Origin of the sequence: Nocardiopsis sp. N85 (assembly GCF_028882275.1) — a bacterium.
GTDB classification, from domain to species: Bacteria; Actinomycetota; Actinomycetes; order Streptosporangiales; family Streptosporangiaceae; genus Nocardiopsis; species Nocardiopsis lambiniae.
In genome coordinates this window covers 552,355-577,453 of the sequence record NZ_JARBUT010000001.1, presented here as the reverse complement: position 1 = coordinate 577,453, position 25,099 = coordinate 552,355, and the positions used below count along the sequence as shown (strand labels likewise).

Annotated in this window: 23 protein-coding genes and 1 riboswitch; of the genes, 9 read left to right on the top strand and 14 right to left on the bottom strand. The window is 73.3% G+C overall.

What is annotated here, in order from left to right:
• Window positions 1-59 precede the first annotated feature (59 nt).
• Entirely contained in the window at window positions 60-995 is a 936-nt protein-coding gene (fmt, locus tag PWG71_RS02380) for a methionyl-tRNA formyltransferase (protein WP_274807779.1), read from the bottom strand.
• 108 nt (window positions 996-1,103) lie between these two features.
• On the opposite strand from fmt, the gene PWG71_RS02375 reads away from it, so the two are divergent.
• Entirely contained in the window at window positions 1,104-3,182 is a 2,079-nt protein-coding gene (locus PWG71_RS02375) for a primosomal protein N' (RefSeq protein ID WP_274807778.1), read from the top strand.
• 86 nt (window positions 3,183-3,268) lie between these two features.
• Here PWG71_RS02375 and PWG71_RS02370 read toward each other — a convergent pair whose 3' ends face one another.
• From PWG71_RS02370 to PWG71_RS02360, 3 genes are all read right to left on the bottom strand, one after another.
• On the bottom strand, window positions 3,269-3,811 hold the full coding sequence (locus PWG71_RS02370) for a DinB family protein (protein WP_274807777.1): 543 nt from the start codon (window positions 3,809-3,811) through the stop codon (window positions 3,269-3,271).
• Window positions 3,799-4,500 (bottom strand): SAM-dependent methyltransferase, encoded by a 702-nt coding sequence (locus PWG71_RS02365; RefSeq protein WP_274807776.1) that lies wholly within the window; start codon window positions 4,498-4,500, stop codon window positions 3,799-3,801. The genes PWG71_RS02370 and PWG71_RS02365 overlap by 13 nt, the downstream gene beginning before the upstream one ends.
• 307 nt (window positions 4,501-4,807) lie before the next feature.
• Window positions 4,808-6,169: an aminotransferase class V-fold PLP-dependent enzyme gene (locus tag PWG71_RS02360; RefSeq protein ID WP_274807775.1), complete on the bottom strand. Its 1,362-nt coding sequence runs from the start codon at window positions 6,167-6,169 to the stop codon at window positions 4,808-4,810.
• 60 nt (window positions 6,170-6,229) lie between these two features.
• A riboswitch (SAM riboswitch) is annotated at window positions 6,230-6,345 on the bottom strand.
• A 237-nt stretch (window positions 6,346-6,582) separates the two neighbouring features.
• Here PWG71_RS02360 and PWG71_RS02355 point away from each other — a divergent pair.
• The 4 genes from PWG71_RS02355 to PWG71_RS02340 all read left to right on the top strand — a co-directional run bounded on the left by PWG71_RS02355 (window position 6,583) and on the right by PWG71_RS02340 (window position 9,888).
• The gene (locus PWG71_RS02355) at window positions 6,583-6,939 is read left to right on the top strand and encodes a DUF3870 domain-containing protein (RefSeq protein ID WP_274808119.1); all 357 of its coding nucleotides are present in this window, start codon (window positions 6,583-6,585) and stop codon (window positions 6,937-6,939) included.
• A 4-nt stretch (window positions 6,940-6,943) separates the two neighbouring features.
• Entirely contained in the window at window positions 6,944-8,149 is a 1,206-nt protein-coding gene (locus PWG71_RS02350) for a CaiB/BaiF CoA transferase family protein (protein ID WP_274807774.1), read from the top strand.
• A gap of 17 nt (window positions 8,150-8,166) precedes the next feature.
• Window positions 8,167-9,354: an acyl-CoA dehydrogenase family protein gene (locus tag PWG71_RS02345; protein WP_274807773.1), complete on the top strand. Its 1,188-nt coding sequence runs from the start codon at window positions 8,167-8,169 to the stop codon at window positions 9,352-9,354.
• Window positions 9,355-9,420: 66 nt separating this feature from the next.
• Complete coding sequence (locus PWG71_RS02340) at window positions 9,421-9,888, top strand: nitroreductase/quinone reductase family protein (protein WP_274807772.1); 468 nt, start codon at window positions 9,421-9,423, stop codon at window positions 9,886-9,888.
• A gap of 312 nt (window positions 9,889-10,200) precedes the next feature.
• Here PWG71_RS02340 and PWG71_RS02335 read toward each other — a convergent pair whose 3' ends face one another.
• The 7 genes from PWG71_RS02335 to PWG71_RS02305 form a co-directional block, all read right to left on the bottom strand.
• Window positions 10,201-12,375 (bottom strand): RelA/SpoT family protein, encoded by a 2,175-nt coding sequence (locus PWG71_RS02335; protein ID WP_274807771.1) that lies wholly within the window; start codon window positions 12,373-12,375, stop codon window positions 10,201-10,203.
• Between the two features lie 499 nt (window positions 12,376-12,874).
• The gene (locus PWG71_RS02330; protein WP_274807770.1) at window positions 12,875-13,429 is read right to left on the bottom strand and encodes an adenine phosphoribosyltransferase; all 555 of its coding nucleotides are present in this window, start codon (window positions 13,427-13,429) and stop codon (window positions 12,875-12,877) included.
• Window positions 13,430-13,605: 176 nt separating this feature from the next.
• A complete protein-coding gene (yajC, locus tag PWG71_RS02325; protein ID WP_274807769.1) occupies window positions 13,606-13,983 on the bottom strand; it encodes a preprotein translocase subunit YajC in 378 nt (125 codons plus the stop codon).
• Window positions 13,984-14,281: 298 nt separating this feature from the next.
• On the bottom strand, window positions 14,282-15,412 hold the full coding sequence (gene ruvB / locus PWG71_RS02320) for a Holliday junction branch migration DNA helicase RuvB (protein WP_274807768.1): 1,131 nt from the start codon (window positions 15,410-15,412) through the stop codon (window positions 14,282-14,284).
• Window positions 15,413-15,421: 9 nt separating this feature from the next.
• Window positions 15,422-16,036, bottom strand: a complete 615-nt coding sequence (gene ruvA / locus PWG71_RS02315) for a Holliday junction branch migration protein RuvA (RefSeq protein WP_274807767.1) — start codon at window positions 16,034-16,036, stop codon at window positions 15,422-15,424.
• Between the two features lie 33 nt (window positions 16,037-16,069).
• Window positions 16,070-16,624, bottom strand: coding sequence for a crossover junction endodeoxyribonuclease RuvC (ruvC, locus tag PWG71_RS02310; protein WP_274807766.1), 555 nt, complete (start codon window positions 16,622-16,624; stop codon window positions 16,070-16,072).
• A 145-nt stretch (window positions 16,625-16,769) separates the two neighbouring features.
• Window positions 16,770-17,921 (bottom strand): acetyl-CoA hydrolase/transferase C-terminal domain-containing protein, encoded by a 1,152-nt coding sequence (locus tag PWG71_RS02305; RefSeq protein ID WP_274807765.1) that lies wholly within the window; start codon window positions 17,919-17,921, stop codon window positions 16,770-16,772.
• 110 nt (window positions 17,922-18,031) lie between these two features.
• Between PWG71_RS02305 and PWG71_RS02300 the strand changes: the two genes are divergently transcribed.
• Genes PWG71_RS02300 through PWG71_RS02285 form a run of 4 tightly spaced genes read left to right on the top strand, consistent with a single transcriptional unit; the run spans window position 18,032 to window position 22,280 of the window.
• Window positions 18,032-18,874: an NUDIX hydrolase gene (locus tag PWG71_RS02300; protein ID WP_446724971.1), complete on the top strand. Its 843-nt coding sequence runs from the start codon at window positions 18,032-18,034 to the stop codon at window positions 18,872-18,874.
• Window positions 18,861-19,922: a molecular chaperone DnaJ gene (locus PWG71_RS02295; RefSeq protein ID WP_274807764.1), complete on the top strand. Its 1,062-nt coding sequence runs from the start codon at window positions 18,861-18,863 to the stop codon at window positions 19,920-19,922. The genes PWG71_RS02300 and PWG71_RS02295 overlap by 14 nt, the downstream gene beginning before the upstream one ends.
• Window positions 19,923-19,938: 16 nt before the next feature.
• Entirely contained in the window at window positions 19,939-20,928 is a 990-nt protein-coding gene (locus PWG71_RS02290; protein WP_274807763.1) for a hypothetical protein, read from the top strand.
• Complete coding sequence (locus tag PWG71_RS02285; RefSeq protein WP_274807762.1) at window positions 20,925-22,280, top strand: adenylosuccinate synthetase; 1,356 nt, start codon at window positions 20,925-20,927, stop codon at window positions 22,278-22,280. Before PWG71_RS02290 ends, PWG71_RS02285 begins: the two co-directional genes overlap by 4 nt.
• A gap of 540 nt (window positions 22,281-22,820) precedes the next feature.
• Here PWG71_RS02285 and PWG71_RS02280 read toward each other — a convergent pair.
• Genes PWG71_RS02280 through pdxT form a run of 3 tightly spaced genes read right to left on the bottom strand, consistent with a single transcriptional unit; the run spans window position 22,821 to window position 25,013 of the window.
• On the bottom strand, window positions 22,821-23,636 hold the full coding sequence (locus PWG71_RS02280; RefSeq protein WP_274807761.1) for an NADAR family protein: 816 nt from the start codon (window positions 23,634-23,636) through the stop codon (window positions 22,821-22,823).
• A 22-nt stretch (window positions 23,637-23,658) separates the two neighbouring features.
• Entirely contained in the window at window positions 23,659-24,408 is a 750-nt protein-coding gene (locus tag PWG71_RS02275; RefSeq protein ID WP_274807760.1) for a YebC/PmpR family DNA-binding transcriptional regulator, read from the bottom strand.
• The gene (gene pdxT / locus PWG71_RS02270) at window positions 24,405-25,013 is read right to left on the bottom strand and encodes a pyridoxal 5'-phosphate synthase glutaminase subunit PdxT (RefSeq protein ID WP_274807759.1); all 609 of its coding nucleotides are present in this window, start codon (window positions 25,011-25,013) and stop codon (window positions 24,405-24,407) included. Before pdxT ends, PWG71_RS02275 begins: the two co-directional genes overlap by 4 nt.
• Window positions 25,014-25,099: the final 86 nt, after the last annotated feature.

The following is a 25,099-nucleotide window of genomic DNA, read 5'->3' as shown; positions in this document are numbered from 1 at the left end:
CTGGGACCGTGGACGTGACCTGGTGGGGTCGGGCCCCACCAGGTCGAGCCTACGGCAGCTCAGTCGCCCAAACGGTCGTCTTCGGTGGGACGCACGCCACGGGCCCAGTCGACGGCGGCCATGGCGCGCTTGCCCTCGGGCCGGACCTCGCCGAGCCGCACCGGGTGGGTGGCGGTGCCGACGATGACCCGCTTCTTGTCGACGTGCAGGCGGCCGGGGTCCAGAGCGGGTGTGTCGGCGTCGGGGAGGGGCACGACCGGGCCGAGCTTGAGGCGGGTCCCCCGGAAGGTCGTCCACGCGCCCGGGGCGGGTGTGCAGGCGCGCACGAGTCGGTCGACGCGCAGTGCGGGGGCGGTGAAGTCGACCTCGGCGTCGTCGGTCTCCAGCTTGGAGGCGTAGGAGACGTCGGCGTCGGGCTGGGGGACGGGGGACGACTCGCCCGAGGCGATGCCGTCGATGGTGCGGGCCAGGAGCCCGGCCCCCGACACCGCCAGACGGTCCAGGAGTTCGCCGCTGGTGTCGGTGGGGCGGACGGTCTCGGCGAGGGTGCCGTAGACGGGACCGGCGTCGAGTTCCTTGACGATCAGGAACGTGGAGGCGCCGGTGACGTCGTCGCCGTGCAGGATCGCGTGCTGGACGGGGGCGGCGCCGCGCCAGGCCGGCAGGAGGGAGAAGTGCAGGTTGACCCAGCCGTGGCGGGGGATGTCGAGGGCGGCCTGGGGCAGCAGGGCGCCGTAGGCGACCACCGGGCAGCAGTCCGGGGCGATCTCGGCGAGGCGGGCCAGGAAGTCGGGGTCACCGACCTTGAGCGGTTTGAGGACCTCGATGCCCTCCTTCTCCGCGAGTTCGGCGACGGGGCTGGCCGCGATCCTGCGCCCGCGCCCGGACCGGGCGTCGGGGCGGGTGACGACGGCGGCGACCTCGTGGTCGGAGTCGATCAGCGCTCGCAGGGACGGAACGGCCACCTCGGGCGTGCCGGCGAAGACGAGTTTCATGCGGGGTCCCCCTCCTGGATCCACGGCCCACCGCCGCGGATCCCAGTTGTACCAGCCGTACCGGGCGTCCCAGGGGCGTTGTCGCCGGGTTCTGGTAGACCAGAGGGGATGACATCCCGGTCCAATGGGCCCGACGGGGCCCTCTTCGAGCTTCCCGCCGAACCGCCGGCGGAGAAGAAGCAGGAGAAGAAGCGGTCCGACCGCCCGGCCCCGCGCAGGCCCGCCGAGCGGCTGCCGATCGCGCGCGTGGTCGTGGACACCCCGCTGCCGCACCTGGACCGGTACTTCGACTACCGGGTGCCCGCCGACATGGACGAGGCGGCGGTGCCGGGGTGCCGGGTGCGGGTGCGGTTCAACAACCGCAAGCTGACCGGCTTCCTGGTCGAGCGGGTGGACTCCTCGGAGTTCGGCGGACGGTTGGCGTACCTGGACGCGGTGGTGTCCCCCGAACCGGTGCTCACCCCCGAGGTCCTGGGGTTGTCCCGGGCGGTCGCCGACCGTTACGCGGGCACCCTCAGCGACGTGCTGCGCCTGGCCGTGCCGCCCCGGCACGCCCGCGCGGAGAAGGAGGAGCCCGGAGCCCCCGCCGAGGCGGTCCCCGTCGCGCCGGAGGCGGGCCCGTGGACGGAGTATCCGGACGGGCCGGCCTTCCTGGAGGAACTGCGCGGGGGGCGGGCGCCCCGGGCGGTGTGGAACGCGTTGCCGGGGACCGACTGGGCCGAGGCGATCGCCGTGGCGGCGGGCACCGCGCTGGCGGCCGGGCGGGGCGCCGTGATCGTGGTGCCCGACGGCCGCGACGTCGAGCGGGTCGACACCGCCCTGGTCTCGGTGCTCGGCGAGGGGCGGCATGTGGCGCTCACCGCCGGCCTGGGCCCCTCCGAGCGTTATCGGCGCTGGCTGTCGGTGCTGCGCGGCCGGGTACGGGTGGTGGTCGGGACCCGGGCGGCGGCGTTCGCGCCCGTCCGCGACGTGGGTCTGGTGGTGCTGTGGGACGACGGTGACGACGTGCACGCCGACCCGCACGCCCCCTACCCGCACGCGCGCACGGTGCTGTCGATGCGCGCCCACCGGGCGGAGGCGGGCGCGCTGATCGGCGGGCACACCCGGACCACCGACGCCCAGATGCTGGTGGAGTCGGGGTGGGCGGGGGCGCTCGTCGCCGACCGGGCGACCCTGCGGCGGCACGCGCCCCTGGTGCGGGCCGCCGGCGACGACCGCGAGCTGGCCCGGGACGGGGCGGCGCGCACGGCGCGGCTGCCCGGTCTGGCCCTGCGGGTGGCACGGGAGGCGTCCCGGGCGGGTCCGGTGCTGTTCCAGGTGCCCCGGAGGGGGTACCTCACCACGCTGGCCTGCGCGGGTTGCCGGGAACCGGCCCGGTGCGACGGCTGCCGGGGACCCTTGGCGGTGCGGGGTTCGCACGCGATGCCCTCGTGCGGCTGGTGCGGTCGGGTGGCGGGTGCGTGGGCGTGTCCGGAGTGCGGTGTGACCCGGATGCGGGCCGTGGTGGTGGGCGACCGACGCACCGCGGAGGAGCTGGGCCGGGCCTTCCCGTCGTTGACGGTGCGCACCTCGGGCCGTGAGGAGGTGCTGTCGCGGGTGCCGGACGCGCCGTCGCTGGTGGTGGCCACGCCCGGGGCGGAACCGGTGGCCGAGGGCGGGTACGCGGCGGCGGTGCTGCTGGACGGGTGGGCGCTGCTCAACCGGATGGACCTGCGGGCGGCCGAGGAGACGCTGCGGCGGTGGTTGAGCGCGGCCGCCCTGGTGCGCCCGGAGGGCACGGTGGTGGTGTGCGCCGATGTCCGGTCGCCGGTGGTGCAGTCGCTGGTGCGGTGGGATCCGGGCGGTTTCGCCGAACGCGAGCTGGCCGACCGACGTGAACTGGGGTTCCCCCCCGCGGTGTCGATGGCGTCGGTGACCGGGGGCCCCGAGCACGTGCGCGAGCTGTTGGACCGGGTGGACCTGCCCGAGGGCGTGGAGCTGCTCGGCCCGGTCCCGGTGGGACCCGAACGGGTGGAGGGGCCCGCCGGGCCGGGCGGAACGCACACCACCGAGCGGGCCCTGCTGCGGGTGCCGCGCGCGGGGGTGGGAGAGCTGGCCCGGGTGTTGAAGGCGGCCGCGGCCGCGCGCAGCGCCCGCCGCGAGGAGCACCTCGCCCAGATCCGGGTGGACCCGCTCCACGTCGTCTAGGATGCGCCCTTGCGAACCCCCGCGCCGCTTCGGTTCGTGCGAGGGGTGTGCGAAGGACGGGGCCTCGGTGCGGAGGCCGGGTCCGCTCAGGCGGTGGGGCCGAGCCCGGCGCGGTAGAGGTCGCGCAGGAGGAGGACCTCGGCGCTGTGGTGGACGACCTCGCGTTGGACGTGCAGGATGAGGGCGACCATCGGGAAGTCGGCCCATTCGGTGGATTCGGCGCCGCCGACGGGGGCGGCCAGTCCCTCCTCGTCGAGGGCGGCGACGTGGTCGGACCAGGAGAGGTAGGCGCGGCGCAGGCGTCGGCGCGCCTGGTCGGCGGTGCCCGGCCAGGCGACGTCGCCGAAGGTGCCGTCGCCGAAGTGGCGGTCGTCGCGTTGTTCCAGCAGCTCGACCACGATGTGGCCCAGCCGCCAGGCGATGGTGGTGACCGGTGGCGGGTCGGGTTCGGGGACGATCCGGTCGGGGTGGAAGCGCCCGTCCGGTCCGGGACGCACGCCCCAGGCGTTCGGGACCGGCTCCCAGTGGAACTCGGCGTCGGTGAGCCCCTCCAGCCGGGGCCACAGGGAGTAGTCCCAGTAGAACCGGAGCTGGGCCAGGATCTCGCCCGTCCAGTTCACCGTCGCCATCGGCGTCCTCCCCCGGTCCGTCCGGTCGCGCGTCCCAGCGCGCCCAGGGTGCCGGTGCCCGGTCCGGGCACGTCCTCGTCCGGGTAGGGCCACCACTGGATGTCGGCCGCCCCGGGTTCGACGGGACGGAAGGGGGCCAGGGCGCTCCGCAGCGCGGTGTGGGGGCCGGTGGTGGTGAGGGCGAGGTAGCCGCCGCCGCGCATGAGGGCGTGCAGGTCGGCGATGCCGGTGGGCGGGGCGTCCGCGGCGAAGGGCCGGGTCATGAGAACGGCGACGGGCTCGTCGAGATCGACGAGCCCGGAGGTGGCGAGGCGGTTCAGGGAGGAGGGGGAGCAGGAGCCGTCGCCGGTCAGGACGGCGTCGGAGGCGACCATCCCGGCGACACCGGGCGGGGAGACGTGGACGACGCGCGCGTCGGGGCGGGCGGCACGGACCAGGTCGGCGGTGCCGGGCACGGGGCAGCCCCAGTCGACGAACTGGGCGACGCCCTCGTCGGCGCACAGGTAGGCGATCATCCGGGTGAGGAAGGCTCCGTGTCGGCGGTCCGCCTCGTCGGGCCCGGGTGGTGTCGCGGGGCGCGAGGGGCGGCCGCGCAGGTCCACGACGCGTGAACGGCGCCCGGGGTGGCGCATCGGCTCTCGACGCGCGCCCGTGAGCGGTCCCGCCTCGTTGCCTCGGACGTCCGTCACGATCACGCTCCCCCAGCCGGTCCGCTCGTGGGAGGCAGGCGTGTCGCCGGACGGACCGGTCGGGTCCACGGCATTCGCGCCATGCCATTCAGGGCCTGATGCTACCTCTTGGGAAAGTGATTCCCCGCACACCCTCTAGTGTTATGTGCCCTATTTAGTTATTTGTCGTGTCTTGTGACTCCACAATTTCCGGGACTCAGGGCCTGAAACGCGCATCGGGGACGTCGTGGACGACGCCCCCGAAAGGCCCTCCCCCACCGGAACGGCGAAAGGGCCGCCCCAACGCGGGGGTCCGGCGGGGTGAGGGTCAGTGGATCGCGCGCGGGTCCGGGACCGGCACCAGACGCCCGTCGGCCTCGGCGTACTCCCAGCGCGGACCGTGGGCGACCAGATCGGCGACCGCGCCGACCAGCCGGTCCACGTGCTCCCAGGTGGTGCCGATGCCCAGACTGGCCCGCACCGCCTGCCCGTGGCCCTCCGGCAGCAGGTGCCGGGTGAGCGGGTGGGCGCAGAACAGGCCGTCGCGGACCCCGATCCCGTACTCGGCCGACAGCGCGGCCGCCAACAGGTCGGCGGGCAGCCCGTCCACGACGAACGAGACGATGCCCACCCGCGGGTGCTCATCGCCCCACAGGGACAGCTCGTGCACGCCGTCGATCTCGGCCAGTCCGGCGCGCAGTCGCTCCACCAGCGCGCACTCGCGGATGTGCAACGACTCCTGGACCTTCGGGGTGAGGGTGTCGCAGGCCGCCGCCAGGGCGACCGCGCCCAGCACGTTGGGGCTGCCCGCCTCGTGGCGGGCGGGCAGGTCGTTCCACACCACGTCGTGGTCGGTGACCGACCGCGTGGCACCGCCGCCGGACAGGTAGGGGACCGCCTCGCGCAGCCAGTCGGCGCGGCCGGCCAGCACACCCGAACCGAACGGCGCGTACAGCTTGTGCGCGGACAGGGCGACGTAGTCGGCGCCGGTGCGCTCCAGGTGGAAGGGCAGGTGCGGCACGTACTGGGCGGCGTCCACCACCACGCGGGCGCCCTCGGCGTGCGCCGCCGCCACCAGTTCCTCGACCGGCCAGATCTCACCGGTGACGTTGGAGGCCGCCGTGACGCACAGCAGGCGGGGCCCCCGCGGCGCGGCCGCCAGGGCGGCCCGCGCGGCGTCCACCGCCGCCCCGGGGGACTCCGGCAGGGGCAGCCGGATGACCGCTCCGGCCTGGGAGGCCGGGTGTTCCCACGGCAGCAGGCTCGCGTGGTGCTCGGACTCGAACACCACCACCGTGCACCCCTGCGGCACCGATCGGGCCAGCAGGTTGAGGGCGTCGGTCGTGCCGCGCACGAACACCACCGCGTCGGCCGGTTCCGTGCGCACCCCCAGGAAACGGGCGACGGAGCGGCGGGCCCGTTCGTAGGCGTCGGTGCTGACCTGGGAGTGGTGGCCGGCGCCTCGGTGCACGCTGGCGTAGTAGGGCAGGGCCGCCGACAGCGCGTCGGCCACCGGGGTCAGGCACGGGGCGCTGGCCGCGTAGTCCAGGTTGGCGTACTCGACGTGTTCACCCGTGACCAGGGGCACGCCCTCCTCGGCCGCGACGATCGCGCAGCGGTCCAGGTCGACCGGCTCGGGACGGGGCCGGCGGACGGAACGGGCGGAGCCGATGGGAGTGACGACGGTCATGGCACACCTCTTCTGTGGGTCGTGGGACCCACGGGGGTGCCGATCAGGCAGCGCCACAAGGGTCCGCGCTTGCACCGACACGGTCGTGTCGGGACCTGGTCCTCACCCGGGGCACCCCACCGCGGAAGGAGGGTTGCCGACCAGCCAGCCGGGGCTTGACGCTGGTACTCGTGACCTGCGACGCAGGTTAACACAGCGCTCCCGGCGCGCGACAGGCGCGGACCCGTGTGGCCCGGGACACGCTTGCGCGGCCCCCCGCTCGACAGGCGTGGAACGGAACCGCCATACTCGTACCCGACTGCCCTCACGTCGCGGGTGTCCGGTTCCCCCCGGGCGCCTACCAGGCGCGAGACTCCAGTGCGTTGGAGTTCTCGCATGCCCGCGAACGAGAGGTGACGTACGTGCACGACCGTATGCAGCAGGTCTTCCGTAATCCCAGGGTCGTCCTGATCTCCGGCTACGCCCGTCTGCCCGATTCCGTGGCGAGTCATTCCCAGTACCAGCGGCTCGGTGTCGTCCTGGCGGTGGACACCGCCGACGGCCGGATCGTGGCCGCCGACACCACGCTGCTCACCGACCTGGCCAAGGACTTCTTCCGAGCCCTGGTCGAGGGGGCCTCGGTGACCGAGGACATCGCCGAGCTGGTGAGCCGGGTGCAGACCCGGTACGCGGGACAATCGGGCGCCGCGCTCACGACCGCGCTGCGCCGCTGCCTGGAGAGCTACTACCAGCTCAAGGACGATCACCAGCTGCCGAGCGGCGAGGAGTGATCCCGTGACCGAACCCCTGCCCCTGACCGGCGTGCGCGTCGCCGACCTGTCCCGGGTGCTGGCGGGCCCCTACGCCACCATGCTCCTGGCCGACATGGGGGCGGAGGTGATCAAGGTCGAGCAGCCCGGACGCGGCGACGACACCCGCGCCTGGGGGCCTCCGTGGGCGGGCGGTGAGGCCGCCTACTACCTGTCGGTGAACCGCAACAAGCGCAGCCTGGCCGTCGACCTGAAGGACCCCGACGGGCTGGCGGCCGTACAGGAGCTGTGCGCGGGCGCCGACGTGGTCATCCAGAACTTCCGGCCCGGGGTCATCGACCGCCTCGGTCTGGGCCACGCCGCCGTGAGCGTCCGCAACCCGGCGGTCGTGTACTGCTCGGTGAGCGGGTTCGGGCCCGAACACGAACCGGCGACGCGGCCCGGGTTCGACATCGTGGTGCAGGCGGAGAGCGGGCTGATGGGCGCGACCGGTCCGGTCGAGGGGCCGGCGAGCAAGGTGGGCGTGGCCATCACCGACGTGCTCACCGGGCTCAACGCGGCGGTGGGGATCCTGGGGGCCCTGTTCCGGGCCCGGACCACCGGTCGGGGTGAGGAGATCACCGTGTCCCTGGTCAACTCCAGCCTGTCGGGTCTGGTCAACCTCACCCAGCAGGCGCTGGTCACCGGGGTCGAACCCGAGCGGATCGGCAACGCCCACACCACGATCGTGCCCTACCAGGCGTTCCCCACGGCCGACGCGGACATCGTCATCGCCGCGGGCAACGACGCCCTCTATCGACGGCTGTGCGAAGCGCTGGACCGGCCCGACCTGGCGAGGGACCCGCGGTACGCCACCAACCCGGAACGGGTGACCCACCGGGAGGAGCTGGTCGGGGAGATCACCGCGACGCTGACCACCCGCCCCGCCGACCACTGGATGGGGCTGCTCGTCGAGGCGGGGGTGCCCGTGGGCCGGGTGCGCGGGGTGCTGGACGCGCTGCGCACCGCCCAGGCGCGGGGGGACGACGTGCTGCGCACCGTCGAGCACCCCACCGCCGGGCTCCTGGAGCAGGTCCGCGCCGGGTTCCGGTTGGAGAACACCCCTCCCCCGCTGACCGCACCGCCCCTCCTGGGGCAGCATTCCCGGGAGATCCTCACCGAGCTGGGCCTGTCCGCCGACCGGATCGACGCGATGGTCGAACGCGGCACGGTCGAACAGACCGCCTCCTGAAATCACGAAGGAACGACATGAACCACCACAAGGCGCCCGCCCCCGACCCGCACGACTTCCTGGCCGTCGACGCCGACCTGTCCGACACAGAACGCGACGTGCGCGACGCGGTGCGCGCGTTCGGCACCCGCGAGCTGCTGCCCCACGTGGCGGACTGGTTCGATGCGGGCACCCTGCCCGACCCGCGCGGGTTGGCCAAGGCGTTCGGCGACATCGGCGTGCTGGGCATGCACCTGGAGGGGTACGGCTGCGGGGGTTCCGGCGCCGTAGCCTACGGGGTGGCCTGCCGCGAACTGGAGGCCGTCGACTCGGGGCTGCGCAGCTTCGTGTCCGTGCAGGGGTCGCTCGCGATGGCGGCGATCCACAAGTACGGTTCCGAGGAGCAGAAGGAGCACTGGCTCCCCCGCATGGCCGCGGGCGAGGCCATCGGCTGCTTCGGGCTCACCGAACCCGACTCCGGGTCCGACCCTGGGTCCATGCGCACCCGCGCCCGCGAGGACGGCTCCGACTGGGTGCTCGACGGCACCAAGATGTGGATCACCAACGGGTCCGTCGCCGACGTGGCCGTGGTGTGGGCCGCCACCGACGACGGCATCCGGGGGTTCGTGGTGCCCACCGACACCCCGGGCTTCACCGCGAACGTCATCCACAAGAAGCTGTCGCTGCGCGCCTCCATCACCTCGGAGCTGGTCCTCGAAGGGGTGCGGCTGCCCGCCGACGCGGTCCTGCCGGCCTCCCGCGGTCTGGGCTCGCCGCTGTCGTGCCTCAACGAGGCCCGCTACGGGATCGTCTGGGGCGTCGCGGGCGCGGCCCGCGCCTGCTACGAGGCCGCGCTGGAGTACGCGGGCACCCGCGAACAGTTCGGCCGGCCGATCGGCGGGTTCCAGCTGACCCAGCGCAAGCTCGCCGACATGGTCGTGGACGTCAACCACGCCAACATGACCGCCCTGCGGATCGGCCGGCTCAAGGATCGGGGACTGGCCCACCACAACCACGTCAGCTTCGGCAAGTTCGCGAACGTGGCCGCCGCCCAGCGCGTGGCGAGCGCGGCCCGTTCCGTGCACGGCGCCAACGGGATCACCCTGGAGTACCCGGTGATGCGACACATGGTGAACCTGGAGACGGTGGCCACCTATGAGGGCACCGAGGAGATCCACGCGCTGAGCATCGGCCAGGCGGTGACGGGGATCTCCGCGTTCCGGTGACCGCGGTCCGCCGTTCGTCGCGGACACCCCCCACAATGGGGGACAAGCGATCGAGGGAGTTGCCAGATGGTGGACGAACCGGCGAAGCGGTTCGAGATGACGCGGGGGCGGCGGGTCCTGAACGCCGCGCTGAGCGGCTTCGTCAAATACGGGATGTGCCCGCCCGATACGTACCTGCTCACGACGCGGGGACGTAGGACGGGGTTCCTGCGCACCGTCCCGATCAACCTCGTGGACAACGACGACGGCCGGTTCCTGGTCGCCCCCTACGGGGAGGTCGACTGGGTGCACAACATCCGCCGGGACGGGTTCGCGACCCTGCGTCAGGGCGGATGGATCGAACTCGTCAGCGTGCGCGAACTGGAAGCCGAGGAGGCGGGCCCGGTCCTGCGGGACTACGTGGACCACCCGCGTGCCCTGGTGATGGCGCCGTACTTCGACGCACCGCCGGACGCGCCGGGCGAGGCGTTCGCCGCCGAGGCGGACCGGCACCCGGTGTTCGAGATCGTGCGGTCCACGACGGTCCGGATCTGAACGCGGCGGCCCCGGTCCTCGGACCGGGGTCGCCCCCGTACCCGTCCCGCTCACCCGGGGAGGGAACGGATGGACGGCGCCGGCCCCGCGCGGGTCACCGTCCACGTGTCGTTGTCGGGGCTCGGGCCGGAAGGCGGCCGGGGTGCCGTCGGCGCGACCGTGGGCGGCCACGGCGAACCGCCGTGCGGGTTCCGCTCCGGTGTCCCCCGTCGCGCCCGCCCCGTTCGATGACCCCGGCCCTCGGACCGGAGCGGGGTCGGCGGAGAGCGTGTCAGGAGTGCCGGGAGTGGCGCGTCCGGTCGTGCGGGCCGGTCAGTTGCGGACGCGGTACACGTCGTAGACCCCGTCCACACCGCGGACCGCGCGCAGCACGCTCCCCAGGTGGGCCGGGTCGGCCATCTCGAACGTGAACCGGCTCTGGGCGACCCGGTCGCGGCTGGTCTGCACGGTCGCCGACAGGATGTTGACGTGCTGGTCCGACAGCACCCGCGTGATGTCCGACAGCAGCCGGGCCCGGTCCAGGGCCTCCACCTGGAGGGCGACCAGGAACAGCGAGTCCTCGGTGGGCGACCAGTCCACCCGCACCTTGCGCTCGGCGTCGAGGGTGGCGGCGTTGACGCAGTCGGCGCGGTGCACCGACACGCCGTTGCCGCGGGTCACGAACCCGACGATGTCGTCGCCCGGCACCGGCGTACAGCACTTGGACAGCCGGGCCCACACGTCGGCGTCGCCCTCCACGACCACGCCCGGGTTGCCGGGCTGGCGCTGGCGGGGCGCCTTGGTGGGCGGCTCCGGCTCGACGATGTCCTCGGTGTGGCCGTCCGGCGCGCCCATGGAGTCGACGAGTTTGGTGACCACGTTCTGGGCGCTGACCTGCCGCTCCCCCACCGCCGCGTACAGGGCGTCCACGTCCGGGTAGCGGAGCTCCTTGGCCAGGGCGATGAGGGCCTCTCCGCTGAACAGGCGCTTGACCGGGAGCTCCTGCTTGCGCATGACCTTCGCGATCTCCTCCTTGCCCTGTTCGATGGCGGCCTCGCGGCGCTCCTTGGTGAACCAGTGCCGGATCTTGTTGCGGGCGCGGGCGCTCTTGACGAAGTCGAGCCAGTCCCGGTTGGGACCCGCGTCGGGGTCCTTGGAGGTGATGATCTCGATGGTCTCGCCGTTGTGGAGTTCGTTCTCCAGCGACACCAGACGCCCGTTGACCCGGGTACCGACGGTGCGGTGACCGACCTCGGTGTGCACGGCGTAGGCGAAGTCGACGGCGGTGGCGCCCTGCGGAAGCGAGATGACGTCGCCCTGGGGGGTGAAGACGAACACCTCCTGCACCGACAGGTCGAAGCGCAGCGATTCGAGGAACTCGCCGGGGTCCTTGGTCTCCTGCTGCCAGTCGATGAGCTGGCGCAGCCAGGCCATGTCGGAGCCGCCCTTGGGCACGGGGGCTCCGCCGCTGTTGCGGTCCTCCTTGTACTTCCAGTGGGCGGCGATGCCGTACTCGGCGCGCCGGTGCATGGCGCGGGTGCGGATCTGGAGTTCGACGGGGTTGCCCGAGGGTCCGATGACCGTCGTGTGCAACGACTGGTACATGTTGAACTTGGGCATGGCGATGTAGTCCTTGAACCGCCCCGGCACCGGGTTCCACCGCGCGTGGATGGTCCCCAAGGCCGCGTAGCAGTCGCGGACGCTGTCCACCAGGACCCGCACGGCGATGAGGTCGTAGATCTCGTCGAAGCCGACGTTGCGGGCGATCATCTTCTGGTAGATCGAGTAGTAGTGCTTGGGCCGGCCCTTGACGGTGGCCTTGATCTTGGATTCGCGCAGGTCGCCGGAGACCGCCTCGATGACCTCCTGAAGGTAGACGTCGCGGCGGGGGGCGCGTTCGGACACCAGGCGGGCGATCTCGTCGAACCGCTTGGGGTAGAGGGTGGCGAAGGCCAGGTCCTCCAGCTCCCACTTGATGGTGTTCATGCCCAGTCGGTGGGCGAGGGGGGCGAAGATCTCCAGCGTCTCGCGGGCCTTCTTCTCCCGTTTGGCGACCGACGGCAGATAGCGCAGGGTGCGCATGTTGTGGAGCCGGTCGCAGAGTTTGATGACCAGGACCCGGATGTCGCGGGCCATGGCCACGACCATCTTGCGGACGGTCTCGGCCTGGGTGGCCTCGCCGTACTTGACCTTGTCGAGTTTGGTGACGCCGTCGACGAGTTCGGCGATCTCGTCACCGAAGTCGGCGCGCAGCTCCGTCAGGGAGTACTCGGTGTCCTCGACGGTGTCGTGCAGCAGCGCGGCGGCCAGGGTGGCCTCCTGCATGCCGAGTTCGGCGAGGATGGTGGCGACGGCGAGCGGGTGGGTGATGTAGGGGTCGCCGCTCTTGCGTTTCTGATCCCGGTGATAGTGCGCGGCCACCTCGTAGGCGCGCTCGATGAGCCGCACGTCCACCTTGGGGTGGGTGGCGCGCACGGTCTTGATCAGTGGTTCCAGCACCGGGTTCATCGTCACTCCCCGCTGGGCGCCGAGTCGGGCGAGCCTTCTGCGTACTCGCACGGTGGAGGGCGTGGATACGGCGGAGGGCGCCGCTGTGCCGGCGGCGCCCTCCGGTCGGTCTTCTCGGGGCGCCCGGGGGGTGCCGGGCTCCTCGCCGTGCGTTCCGTGCTCGGACACCGTCCCGGTCGAGACCACTTCGCCTGGCATGCCTACCTCCCGCGGTTCCGCCCGGATCGTTCGGGCGGTCGGCATCGCCCGGCTCCACCGGTGCACGTGCGTATCATCAGGGCCGGTCGCCGATCACGGCCGCCGCGGTGTCCCACCCGCCAGTCTAGTGGGCCCCCACCGGCGCGAACGCGGTACCCCATGACCCGTGTCACTCGGTCCGTCACCCCTCGTGTCCGGGGTGTCGGGAACGGTGTCAACGGCGGATCCGGTCCGGGCATTCCCGGAGGGCTCGCCCGCGTCACGGGCGGTGGGCCGTGCTCGGACCGCGCGGGGTCCGGGCTCAGACCGAAAGGAGTGCGTGCGGCTCCACGTCGGACAGCCTCTCGCGTCCCCGGAGCGCGGTGAGCTCCATCAGGACGGAGAATCCCACGACCGTACCACCCGCCTTGCGGACCAAGTCCACCGCGGCCCGCCCGGTCCCCCCGGTGGCCAGTACGTCGTCGACGATGAGCACGCGGGATCCGGCGGTGATCGCGTCCGCGTGGACCTCCACGGTCGCGGTCCCGTACTCCAGATCATAGGGCTGCTCGATGACGGCCGCGGGGAGTTTCCCGGCTTTGCGCGCCGGGACGAACCCGGCCCCGAGCGTCAGGGCGACCGGCGCGCCGAAGATGAATCCGCGGGCCTCCAGCCCCACCACCCGGTCCACACCCGCGTCCCGGAAGGGGGCGGCGAGCCCGGTCACGGTCCCGGCGAGCGCCGCGTGGTCGGCGAGGAGCGGGGTGATGTCCTTGAACAGGATCCCGGGCCTGGGGAAGTCGGGGATGTCGCGGATGCGCGCCAGGATCTCGTCCAGGTCGACTGCGGTGTCCGCGGGGGTGTTGTCGTGGGCCATGGTGCGGTGTGGACCTTCTGCTGTGGTTCGGGGTCGCGCCGCCCGGGGCGTGACGCACCGGGCGGGAACACGACGGTACCGGCCCCGGTGGGGCCGGTACCGGAGGTCGGCGCGTCGGCCGGGCACGGCGCGTCGGGAGCGCCGCGAGGGCGTTCCGGCGACGGCCGCGTCGACCGTCAGTTGTTGGGCTTGGGGTCGTCGTCGCCGAAGTCGGGGCGGTCCTCGACCGGCGTGTCGTCGGCCTGCGGCGTGATGATCTCGCCGATGCCCGGCTTGAGCATGCGGATACGGGTGCCCGGGGAGATCTCCAGGATCACGTCGTTGTCGTGGACCTCGACGACGGTCCCGTAGATGCCCGCCTTGGTCATGACCTCGACTCCGGGGACCAGGTCGCTCTGCATCTTCATCTCCTGCTGACGCCGCTTCTGGTTGGGCCGCCAGATGAGCAGCCAGAACACCAGGAGGATGAGGGCGATCATGGGGAGCGAGGAGAGGATTCCTCCGCCCGCGGAGGTTCCCTGGGCACCTTCGGCGAGTTGGTAAAGGCCCTGCACGGGGCGTCCTTCCTGAAGTCTTCGTCGTGTGGCCGACGGCACGGTCACCGCGACGACCACCTTGTTCGTGCCGGTCCGGACACTGTGGTCCGCTCGACACCCGGTGATGACAACGCTCCGGACGGCCGAAGCGTTCCTTCGGTGTCGGACGACACTCCCGGGTCGGGGCGTCAACCCCGTTCTCGGTCGGTTCGTCACAGCTTACGTGGCGCCGGTCACCGTTCCCCCACCGGAGGAGATCGGAGTGTTAACGGTTGGGTTTCGCGTCGAGGCCTTTCCGTGACCTGCGCCGGGGCGGTCAGGGGGTGCCGGAGGTCGCGCCCGCGCCGTTGCCGGTGGTGGTGCCGGGGCCCGTGGTGCCGACGGCCGCGGCGGCGCCGAACGCGGCGTCGGGCGGGGGCGTGATCCCCAGGTGCGCCCAGGCCAGCGGGGTGGCGACCCGCCCCCTCGGGGTGCGGGCCAGGAAACCGGAGCGGACCAGGAAGGGTTCGGCGACCACCTCGACGGTCTCGGCCTCCTCCCCCACCGACACCGCCAGGGTGGACAGGCCCACGGGGCCGCCGCGGAAGCGGTTGAGCAGCACGTCGAGGATGGCGCGGTCCAGGCGGTCCAGGCCCAGCTCGTCCACCTCGTAGAGCTCCAGGGTGGCGCGGGCGGTGTCCAGGGACATGATCCCGTCACCGCGCACCTCCGCGTAGTCGCGGACCCGGCGCAGCAGGCGGTTGGCGATGCGGGGGGTGCCGCGCGAACGCCCGGCGATCTCGCGGGCCGCGTCCTCGGCGAGCGGCACGCCCAGCAGACCGGCCGAACGGTGGAGGATGCGCTCCAGTTCCTCGGCCGTGTAGAAGTCCATGTGGGCGGTGAATCCGAAGCGGTCGCGCAGCGGGGCGGGCAGCATGCCGGCCCGCGTGGTGGCGCCGACCAGCGTGAAGGGCACGATGTCCAGGGGGATGGCGGTGGCGCCGGGGCCCTTGCCGACCACGACGTCGACCCGGAAGTCCTCCATGGCGACGTAGAGCATCTCCTCGGCGGGGCGGGCCATGCGGTGGATCTCGTCCAGGAAGAGGACCTCGCCCTCCTGGAGGGTGGAGAGCACCGCGGCCAGGTCGCCGGAGCGTTCGATGGCGGGTCCGGAGGTGATGCGCAGGGGCGCGCCGAGTTCGGCGGCGATGATCATGGCCAGGGTGGTCTTGCCCAGGCCGGGTCCGCCGGACATGAGGATGTGGTCGGGGGCGCGGTTGCGCTTGCGGGCGCTGTCCAGGACCAGGGAGAGCTGGTCGCGCACCCGCTCCTGGCCGACGAAGTCGTCGAGCGAGCGGGGACGCAGGGCGCCCTCCACCTGGCGTTCGTCGGCACCGGCCTCGGGTGAGACGGCTCCGCGCCCGTAGGGGTCGGCGGGGCCCGTCGGTCGGTCGTCGTGGTCGTACACGGGGTGCTCCTAGGCGCGGCTGAGCGTGCGCAGGGCGCTGCGCAGCAGGACGGCGACGTCGGTGGTCTCCTCGGCCTGGGGGGCGACGGCGGCCGCCGCGGCCTCCGCGTCCTTGCCGGACCAGCCGAGGTTGACCAGGCCGGAGACGACCTGGGTGCGCCAGGCGCCGTTGGGTCCGGCCCCGGACACGGGGGCGGACGGCAGGGTGCCGTCGGTGAGGACGGGTGTGTCGAGTTTGCCGCGCAGTTCCAGGACGATGCGCTGGGCGCCCTTCTTGCCGATGCCGGGGACCCGGGTGAGGGCGGCGGTGTCCTCGGTGGCGACGGCGTGGCGCAGGGTGTCGGGGTCGAGCACCGACAGCATGGCCAGGGCCAGCCGGGGGCCGACACCGGAGGCGGTCTGGAGCCGTTCGAAGAGGTGCTTCTCGTCGTCGTCGGCGAACCCGAACAGGGTGAGGGAGTCCTCGCGCACGACGAGGCTGGTGGCGACGGTGCCGGTCTCGCCGACGTGCAGGCGCGCCAGGGCGCTGGGGGTGCACTGCACGGATATGCCGACCCCGCCGACGTCGATGACGGCGCTGCCCGCGCCGCGTGCGGCCACCCGGCCGGTGAGGAACGCGATCATGTCATAGCGGGCACCGGGTGCCCTTCTCCTTCCCTAGGGGCGGGCGCCGCGGGCGCGGCGGGCCAGTTCCACCTTGCGCGCGAAGTCCTGTTGGGCCTGGGCGACCCGGGCCTGGGCGCCGCCGCGCCAGATGTGGCAGATGGCCAGGGCGACGGCGTCGGCGGCGTCGGCGGGTCGGGGCGGACCGTCGAGTCCGAGGATACGCGCGACCATGGTGCCGACCTGCGCCTTGTCGGCGCGACCGCTGCCGGTGATGGCGGCCTTGGCCTCGCTGGGCGTGTGCAGCGCGACGGGCAGGCCGCGTCGGGCGGCGCAGACGAGGGCGATGCCGCTGGCCTGGGCGGTGCCCATGACGGTGCTGAGGTTGTGCTGGGCGAAGACCCGTTCGACGGCGACGGCGTCGGGGCGGATCTCGTCGAGCCACTGCTCGATGCCGCGCTCGATGCCCAGGAGGCGCTGGGGCAGGGCGGTGTCGGGGCCGGTCCGGATGGCGTCGGCGGCGATCAGGCTCAAGGGGCGGCCGATGGCGCCTTCGACGGCTCCGACGCCGCACCGGGTGAGCCCCGGGTCGATCCCCAACACGCGCACGCGCCCCACACCTTTCTCGAACGTTCGTTCGCACCATGCTAGTGCCGTGGACGGACGGACGTCCCGTGACCGGCCCGGTGTGTCGCCGCCCCGGTGCGCGGCCGACACGGCCACGGTGGTCGAGCGTATCGGTGGCGGGGGACGTTCAGTGGCGGTTCGCGCCCCACAGATCGGCCAGGGCGGCGCGACGTTCGGCCCGGGACAGACCGCGCAGGTCGGCGACGCCGCGTTCGGTGACCACGACCTCCACGTCCTGGGAGGGGGTGGTCACCGGACGGGAGAGGCGTTCGACCAGGGTGGGGCGGCCGCGGTGGCGCGTGGGGATGGCGATGACACTGAGCCCGCCGATGGAACGGGTGGCGGCCGCGGCGTAGTCGGCGTGGCCGCCGATGCCGCCCAGCACCCCTCGGGCGGTGCCCTCGACGTTGACCTGGCCGTCGTGGTCGATCTCCACGGCGGTGTTGATCGCGATGAAGGGGTCGGCCGAGAGTCGGCCGGGGTCCAGGACCCGTTCGACGGGGTGCAGCAGGGGGCGACCGTCGGCCCAGGCGTGCAGGCGGGGGCCGCCCACGAGGTACATGGCGACGGGGTCGCCCAGCAGGAGGCCGCGCTCGTCCAGGTCGACGACGGCCTCGGGGAGCAGGCCCGAGTCGATGCGCACCGGGACCCGCAGTTCGGCGGCCAGGGCGGCGGGCACCGCCCCGAAACCGAGCTGGAGGCGGACCCCCTCGGAGATCAGGGGGGCCAGGTGCCGGGCGATGGCGACCTGGTCGGGGCCGGTGGGCGAGGGGCGCAGGGTGCCGGCGGGGCGATCGCTCCCGCCGATGACGACGACGCGGTCGGCGGGGAGCGGGGCGCCCGCGTCGGCGCGGGGCAGGGCGCGGGAGACCACGCCGGCGACGGTGGCGCCGGCGTCGATGGCGGTGCGCTGCCAGGAGACCTCGCTGCCGAAGGCGTACCCGCCGGGTACGGGGACCAGGGAGGCGATGAGCAGGTCGGGGCGCCAGGGACCGTGCAGCAGGGCGGGGACGCCGGACATGCGCACGGGCGGGTGGGCGATGAGGCCCCGGTCGACGAGGTCGCGCAGTCCCCAGCCGGGCATGACGGTGCGCACGTCCGCGAACGCGGTGGGGTCGAGCGCGGGGTCGGGTTCGGGGACCCAGCCCAGGACGAGGCGCACCCCGCCGGCCTGCGCCGCGGCGGCGCACAGTTCGGCCGTGACGCCCCGGGGGGCGCCGAATCCGTCGCCCAGGGCGATGGTCGCGCCGGGTCGGACCAGGTCGCTCAGGCTCTCCACGTTCTCTCCCCTTTCGCCGGACCGACCGTACCGGACCCCGGGAACGGGAAAAGGGGTGGACTCCGTCGCAGGGGCCTGCTAAGTTATTCTCGAATCGAGAAAAACTCATGATGAGAAGAACTGGTGGGACCATGGTGGACGACGGAATGCGGCGCGACGAGGACGAGAGCGATTTCCTCGCCGCCTACGACCCGCACGCCTTCGCGCCCGTGGCGGTCACCGTCGACGTGGTGGCGATGACGATCCGCGCCGGCGAACCCCTGCTGCTGCTGGTCCGCCGGGGCGCGCGCCCCCAGAGGGGCCGCTGGGCGCTGCCCGGCGGGTTCGTGCGGGCCGAGGACGGCCCGGCCGGACCGGCCGACCCCGACCTGCCCGACGCCGCGCTGCGGGTCCTGGCGGAGAAGACCGCCCTGCCCACCACGCTCCACCTCGAACAGCTGGGCACCTACGGCGCCCGCGACCGCGACCCCCGCATGCGGGTCTTCTCGGTGGCGTACATGCTCCTGGCCCCCGACCTGCCCGACCCCGAGCAGGGCCGTGACATCGCGGAGGCCGCCTGGGTCCCCTGGCGCGCCCTCGGGCACGGCGGCCCCGCCGAGTACGAACCCGCCTTCGACCACGCGCGCGTCATCGCCGACGCCGTCGAACGGGCCCGCGCCAAGCTGGAGTACACCTCCCTGGCCACCGCGTTCCTACCGCCCCTGTTCACCATCACCGACCTGCGCGAGGTGTACGAGGCCGTGTGGGACCGGCCCCTGCACGCCGCCAACTTCCACCGCAAGATCCTCGCCGCCCCCGGGTTCGTCGAGGACACCGGGGACCTCGCCGAGCGCGGCGGCCCCGGAGGCGGTCGCCGCCCCCGCCTGTACCGGGCGGGCGGCACCACCGCCCTGCACCCGCCCCTGCTCAGGAGCGCCCATGACACCCGTGGAGATTCCGATGACCGTCGATGAGGCGACCCGGGCCGTCCTCACCGCCCACGACCCCGCCGACCTGTTCGGCCCCCTCCCCACCGACACCACGGCCGTGCCCCCGGCGGCGGTCGCGGCGCACCGGCGGCTCGCCCGGTCGCTGCACCCCGACACCCCCACCGGTGACGCGGCTCTGTTCACCCGGCTCACCGAGATGTGGACGCGCTACCGGAAGGCGGTCCAGGGCCGACTCGGGTTCGACGACCACGTGGTGGTCACCGCCGCCCGCAGCTACCACGTGGGGCCCTCCCCCCTCGCCTCGGGCGACATCGCCGACCTGTACCCCGTCCGCTACCGGGACGACCACTGGCGCGACGCGGTGCTCAAGGTGCCCCGGGCCCCGCGCGACAACGACCTCATGGAGGCCGAGGCCACCGCCCTGGAGCGGATCCGCGAGCACGGGCCGCGCGAGGCGCGGGCGTTCTTCCCCCGGCTGGTGGAGTCGATCCGCCACCGCGACGCCGCGACCGGGGTCGAGCGCAGGGCCAACGTGCTGGCCCGGTGGGACGGCTTCCACAGCCTGGCCGACGTGCGCCGCGCGTACCCCGACGGCGTCGACCCGCGCGACGCCGCGTGGATGTGGCGCCGCCTGCTGGTCGCGCTCGACGCGGCCTCCCGGGCCGGGGTGGTGCACGGGGCGGTGGTGCCCGAACACGTGCTGATCCACCCCGAGGAGCACGGCGTGATCCTGGTCGACTGGTGCTACTCGGTCACCGCGCACGCGGCGCACGGCGCCCCGCACATCCCCGCGATGGTCCCCCACCGCAAGGACTTCTACCCGCCCGAGGTGGCCGAACGCCGCCCCGCCTCGGTGCGGACCGACATCTACATGGCGACCCGGTGCGTCGAATACGTCACCGCCGGACGCCTGCCCCGAGAACTGCGCTCGTTCGCCCGCGGCTGCTCCCTGCCGGCGCCCGAACAGCGCCCCTCCGACGGGTTCACCCTGCTGATCGAACTCGACGACGTCCTGGAGCGGCTCTACGGGCCGCGCCGGTTCCGCACGTTCACCATGCCCGACCCCCACTGAAAGAGGAGAACCCGTCATGGGAAGCAGCCACTGGTCCACCGACGCCTACCACGCCCGCAAGGCCTACAACGCGGCCGCCGGACACAGCGACTTCGGCTACACCGACGACGTGTTGGCGTCCGTCCCCCGCGCCGAGTGGAAGGTCCACGAGACGCTCGACCCCAAGGGCGTCACGGTCCGTGAGAGCCGCGACTCCGACGCCCACCCCGAGTCCCTGGCCATCTCGGTCCTGTTCGACGTCACCGGATCGATGGGGCGCGTCCCCCGTGTGCTCCAGACCAAGCTGCCCTCGCTGTTCGGCCTGCTGCTGCGCAAGGGCTACGTGGAGCACCCGCAGATCCTGTTCGGCGGGATCGGCGACGCCACCTGCGACCGGGCGCCGCTCCAGGTCGGCCAGTTCGAGTCCGGCAACGAGCTGGAGGAGGACCTCGGCAAGATCCTGCTGGAGGGCGGTGGCGGCGGCCAGGTCACCGAGTCCTACGAGCTGGCCATGTACTTCATGGCCCGGCACACCGCCATGGACTGCCTGGACAAGCGCGGCCGCAAGGGCTACCTGTTCCTCATCGGCGACGAGAAGGCCTACGGCAAGGTCAAGGCCCGCGAGGTCCGCGAGGTCATCGGCGACGACCTGTCCGAGGACATCCCGTTCCCGCGGATCCTCGCCGAGCTGCGGCACAGGTTCGAGGTGTACTTCATCATGCCGAGCGGCAGCAGCCACTTCACCAACGACGCGGTGCGGTCCTTCTGGGACGACCAGCTGGGCCAGAACGTCATCCACCTGGACGACCTGGGCGCGGTGTCGGAGACCATCGCGGTGACGATCGGCCTGTCCGAGGAGGCCATCGACCTGGAGGAGGGACTGTCCGACCTCGCCGACGCCGGGTCGGACGCCGGTGACGTCGTGGGCAGGGCGCTGCGGCCGCTGGCCGGTCCGCGCGGCTCGATCGTGCGCTCGACCGGTTTGCCCGGCACCCGTGTCCCGGCCCCCGGGACGGACCGGTTGTGAGCACCGGCCCGTGGGCCGACACCAACGCCGTCGTCGTCGACCTCGGGTTCGGCGACGCCGGCAAGGGTGTGACGGTCGACCTGCTGTGCGCACGGCGGCGCCACGGCGCCGTCGTGCGCGCCAACGGGGGCGCCCAGGCCGCCCACAACGTGGTGACGCCCGACGGCCGACACCACACGTTCTCCCAGTTCGGGGCCGGGACCCTGGCCCCGGGCGGGCCGGTGCCCACGCACCTGTCCCGGCTGATGGTGGTGGACCCCTTCGCGCTGGCCGCCGAGGGCGCCCACCTGGCGTCCCTCGGCGTCGCGGACCCGTTCGCCCTGGTCACGGTGGACGAGCGGGCGCTGATCGCCACCCCCTGGCACCAGGAGGCCAACCGGGTCCGCGAGCGGGCCCGGGGCGGCGGCCGCCACGGATCGTGCGGGATGGGTGTGGGCGAGACGATGGCCTACGCCCTGGCCCGTACCGGGGACGCGCCCACGGTCGGCGACTGCCGCGCACCCGCGGTGATGCGCCGCAAACTGCACCGGCTGGCCGACCACCTGGACGCGCTCCGCCGCGAGCTCGGCGACGACACCCGCGAACACCCGGACGTCGAGGACTGCGTCACGGCGTACGGGGGGTTCGCGCGGGGGGTGCGCATCGTGGACGAGACGTACCTGCCCGATCTGCTGGCCCGTGTCCCGGTCGTGTTCGAGGGCGCCCAGGGGGTGCTGCTGGACGAGTGGCACGGCTTCCACCCGCACACCACCTGGTCCACGACCACCACCGCGAACCCGCTGGCGCTGCTGGCCGAGGCGGGCCGCCCCGGCGACGCCCGCCGGATCGGGGTGGTGCGCGCCTACACCACCCGGCACGGGGCGGGGCCGTTCCCCACCGAGGCCCCGGCACTGGCCGGTCCGCTGCCCGAGCCGCACAACGGGACGCACCCCTGGCAGGGGGCGTTCCGGGTGGGCCACCTGGACCTGGCCGCCCACCGGTACGCCTTGGCCGCCACCGGCGGGGTGGACTCCCTGGTGGTGACGCACGCCGACAGCGCCGCCGCGGCCGGCGACCGGCTGCGCCGCTGCACGGGTTACACGGACCCGGCGGGGCGACCCCTGGAACCCACCCCGGGCGACGCCCCGGCGCCGAGTCACCCGCTGCACCCGGCACCCGGCCGCCTCGACGCCCGCGCCGAGGCCCACCTGCGCCGCCAGGAGTCGCTGGCGAACGCCCTCGCGAGGGCCCGTCCCGTGCTGGCCGGGGGACCCACCCCGCCCGAGGCGGTCGCCGAGGCCCTGGGGGTCCCGCTGGAGGCGGTGTTCTCCGGCCCCACCCGCTCCGACGCCCGGGTCGTCTCCCCGGTGTGAGCCGGAACGGCCGGCGGTGGGGCGCACCACCCTCGGCCCGGGAGTCCGTGGTCGAACCCGCGATCATCGGACCGGTGGCCCCGCGACCGACGGTCCGCTCGGCCGCGACCTCGGACGACGGTCAGGTGGCGGGTGGTGTCCACCCGGAAGCCCCCACCGGTGGCCGCCTCGACCGCCGGGAGGTGACCGCCGGGGCCGAGCGGGGCGATCCCGCCGTCGGCGGCCCCACAGCGGGACGCGGAAGGACCCCTGGAACTCGTCCACGCCGTTGGGGCCGGCCTCGGTGCGCTCGACCGGCATGGCCGACGGCTTCCGGGAGTACGGGGAACCGTGGCAGCGGTCGAGCACCGGGAAGAACACGGGGCGCCCGGCGGGCCTCTCGCGGCGGCGCACCACCCGCCCGCCTCAGGTCCCGGCGAGGGACCACACGTCGTCGGGCCGGTCGATCCGGGCGTGGTCGCCGGTGCGGTCCGTCCTCGAAGGCGAGGGGATCGCCCTCGATACCGGTGCCGTCCTCGACCGGGGGCGGGCGATCCTCTCTCAGATACCGGCGCGGTCCGCGCAGCGTTCGGCCCGCACCACCTCCAGGAGACGACCCGCCCAGTCGCGCCCGCCGGCTTCGTGCCGCCCCCAGCAGGAGGGCGAGCCGATGTCGTCGTACAGGATCGTCCGGTCCCCGGTCGACAGCAGGAGTTCGGGGAGGTCGGGGTGCTGCTCGAACTCGGCGCGCAGCAGGCGGAGCATGACGGCGGTCCGCGCCCCGGCCCGGCCCCGCCTGCGCGGCGACTCCCGGCCCAGCCGAGCGGTCTGGTGGGGGTTCTCGGCCACCCGGACGATCTCCCGTCGCTCCGGGTCGTCGGTGGACAGGGCCCGGTAGGCGTGCGCGACCGTGGGGTACCGCGTCCCGTCGACGGTGACCGGGACGGGGAAGTCGTTGCGCAACGCCAGGAGTCCGGGCTCCCCCGGACCGTCGATCCCCTCGTCGGCGGGCGCGCGGGCGGCCCACGCATCGCGCTCGGCGAAGTACTCCCGGGCGTACCCGTGCTCCTTCTCGGTGACGCGCGCGTTCGAGCCCCGGGCTGGAGGGGTCCCGCCCGGCCCGAAGGCCACGGCGACCAACGATCCGTCCTCGGCGTCCATGTCGCCCAGGACGTACCTCCGCTGCGTCTCGGGGATCTCCAGGTAGGCCGTGCGCGGTGCCGTCCGGCGCGCCTCGTCGGGGTCGGCGAGGAAGGCGTCCGGCACCTCCCGGCAGCGGTCGGGGGAGGTGGGTCGTGCGATCGCCCTGGGGGGCAGCCCAACGATCCGCGCGGACAGACCGAACGCCGGTGGCCGCACCCCTCGGGGTGCGGCCACCGGCGTGTCGACGGCGAGGCGATCAGCCGATCTCGGCCATGACCTCGTCGGGGATGTCGGCGTTGGTGAAGACGTTCTGGACGTCGTCGGAGTCCTCCAGGGCGTCCACCACGCGCAGGACCTTCCTGGCGGTCTCGGTGTCCACCGGGACCTCCATGGTCGGCAGGAAGCTGGAGTCGGCCGACTCGTAGTCGATGCCGGCCTCCTGGAGGGCGCTGCGCACCGGTACCAGGTCGGTGGCCTCGCAGACGATCTCGAAGGCTTCGCCGATGTCCTCGATCTCCTCGGCGCCGGCCTCCAGGACCGCCATGGTGACCTCGTCCTCGGTGGTGCCCTCCTTGGGCACGATGACGACGCCCTTGCGGTTGAACAGGTAGGACACCGAACCGGCGTCCGCCATGTTGCCGCCGTTGCGGGTGACCGCCACGCGCACCTCGGAGGCGGCGCGGTTGCGGTTGTCGGTGAGGCACTCCACGAGCAGGGCGACACCGCCGGGGGCGTAGCCCTCGTACATGATGGTCTGCCACTCGGCGCCGCCGGCCTCCTCGCCGGATCCGCGCTTGCGGGCGCGCTCGATGTTGTCGAGCGGCACCGAGCTCTTGCGGGCCTTCTGGATGGCGTCATAGAGCGTGGGGTTCCCGTCGGGGTCACCGCCACCGGTCCGCGCGGCCACCTCGATGTTCTTGATCAGCTTGGCGAAGAGCTTGCCGCGCTTGGCATCGATGACGGCTTTCTTGTGCTTGGTGGTGGCCCACTTGGAGTGGCCGCTCATGCGAGTCCTTTCACGATGTCGACGAAGAGGCGGTGGATGCGCGCGTCTCCGGTCAGTTCGGGATGGAAGGACGTGGCCATCAGGCCGCCCTGTCGTACGGCGACGATCCTACCGGCCTCATCGGCGCCGGGGACTTCTCCGAGGACCGTGACGTCGGGGCCGACCGATTCCACCCACGGGGCCCGGATGAACACCGCGTCGAACGGCCCCCCGTCCAGGCCGTCGATGTCCACGGCCGTCTCGAAGGACTCGGTCTGTCGGCCGAAGGCGTTGCGCCGCACCGTCATGTCGATGCCGCCGACGGTCCGCTGATCGTCGGTACCCCCCAGGATACGGTCGGCCAGCATGATCATCCCGGCGCACGTCCCGTAGGCGGGCATCCCGGCGCGGATCCGTTTGCGCAGCGGCTCCAGCAGCCCGTACCGGACGGCCAGCTTGGACATGGTGGTGGACTCTCCGCCGGGGAGGACCAGACCGTCGATCGCGTCCAGTCGTTCCGGCGTGAGCACCTTGACGGTGTGCACGCCCAGGGAGTCCAGGACGCGCTGGTGCTCGGCGACGTCCCCTTGCAGGGCCAGGACACCGATGGTCGGTCTGTGGGTCACGTACGGCCTCACTCTGATGCGGTGGGAGGGCGAAGGGGAGCGCGGGGTCACGGCGTACGGGGCCCGGGCGGCCCGGGGGCCGCCCG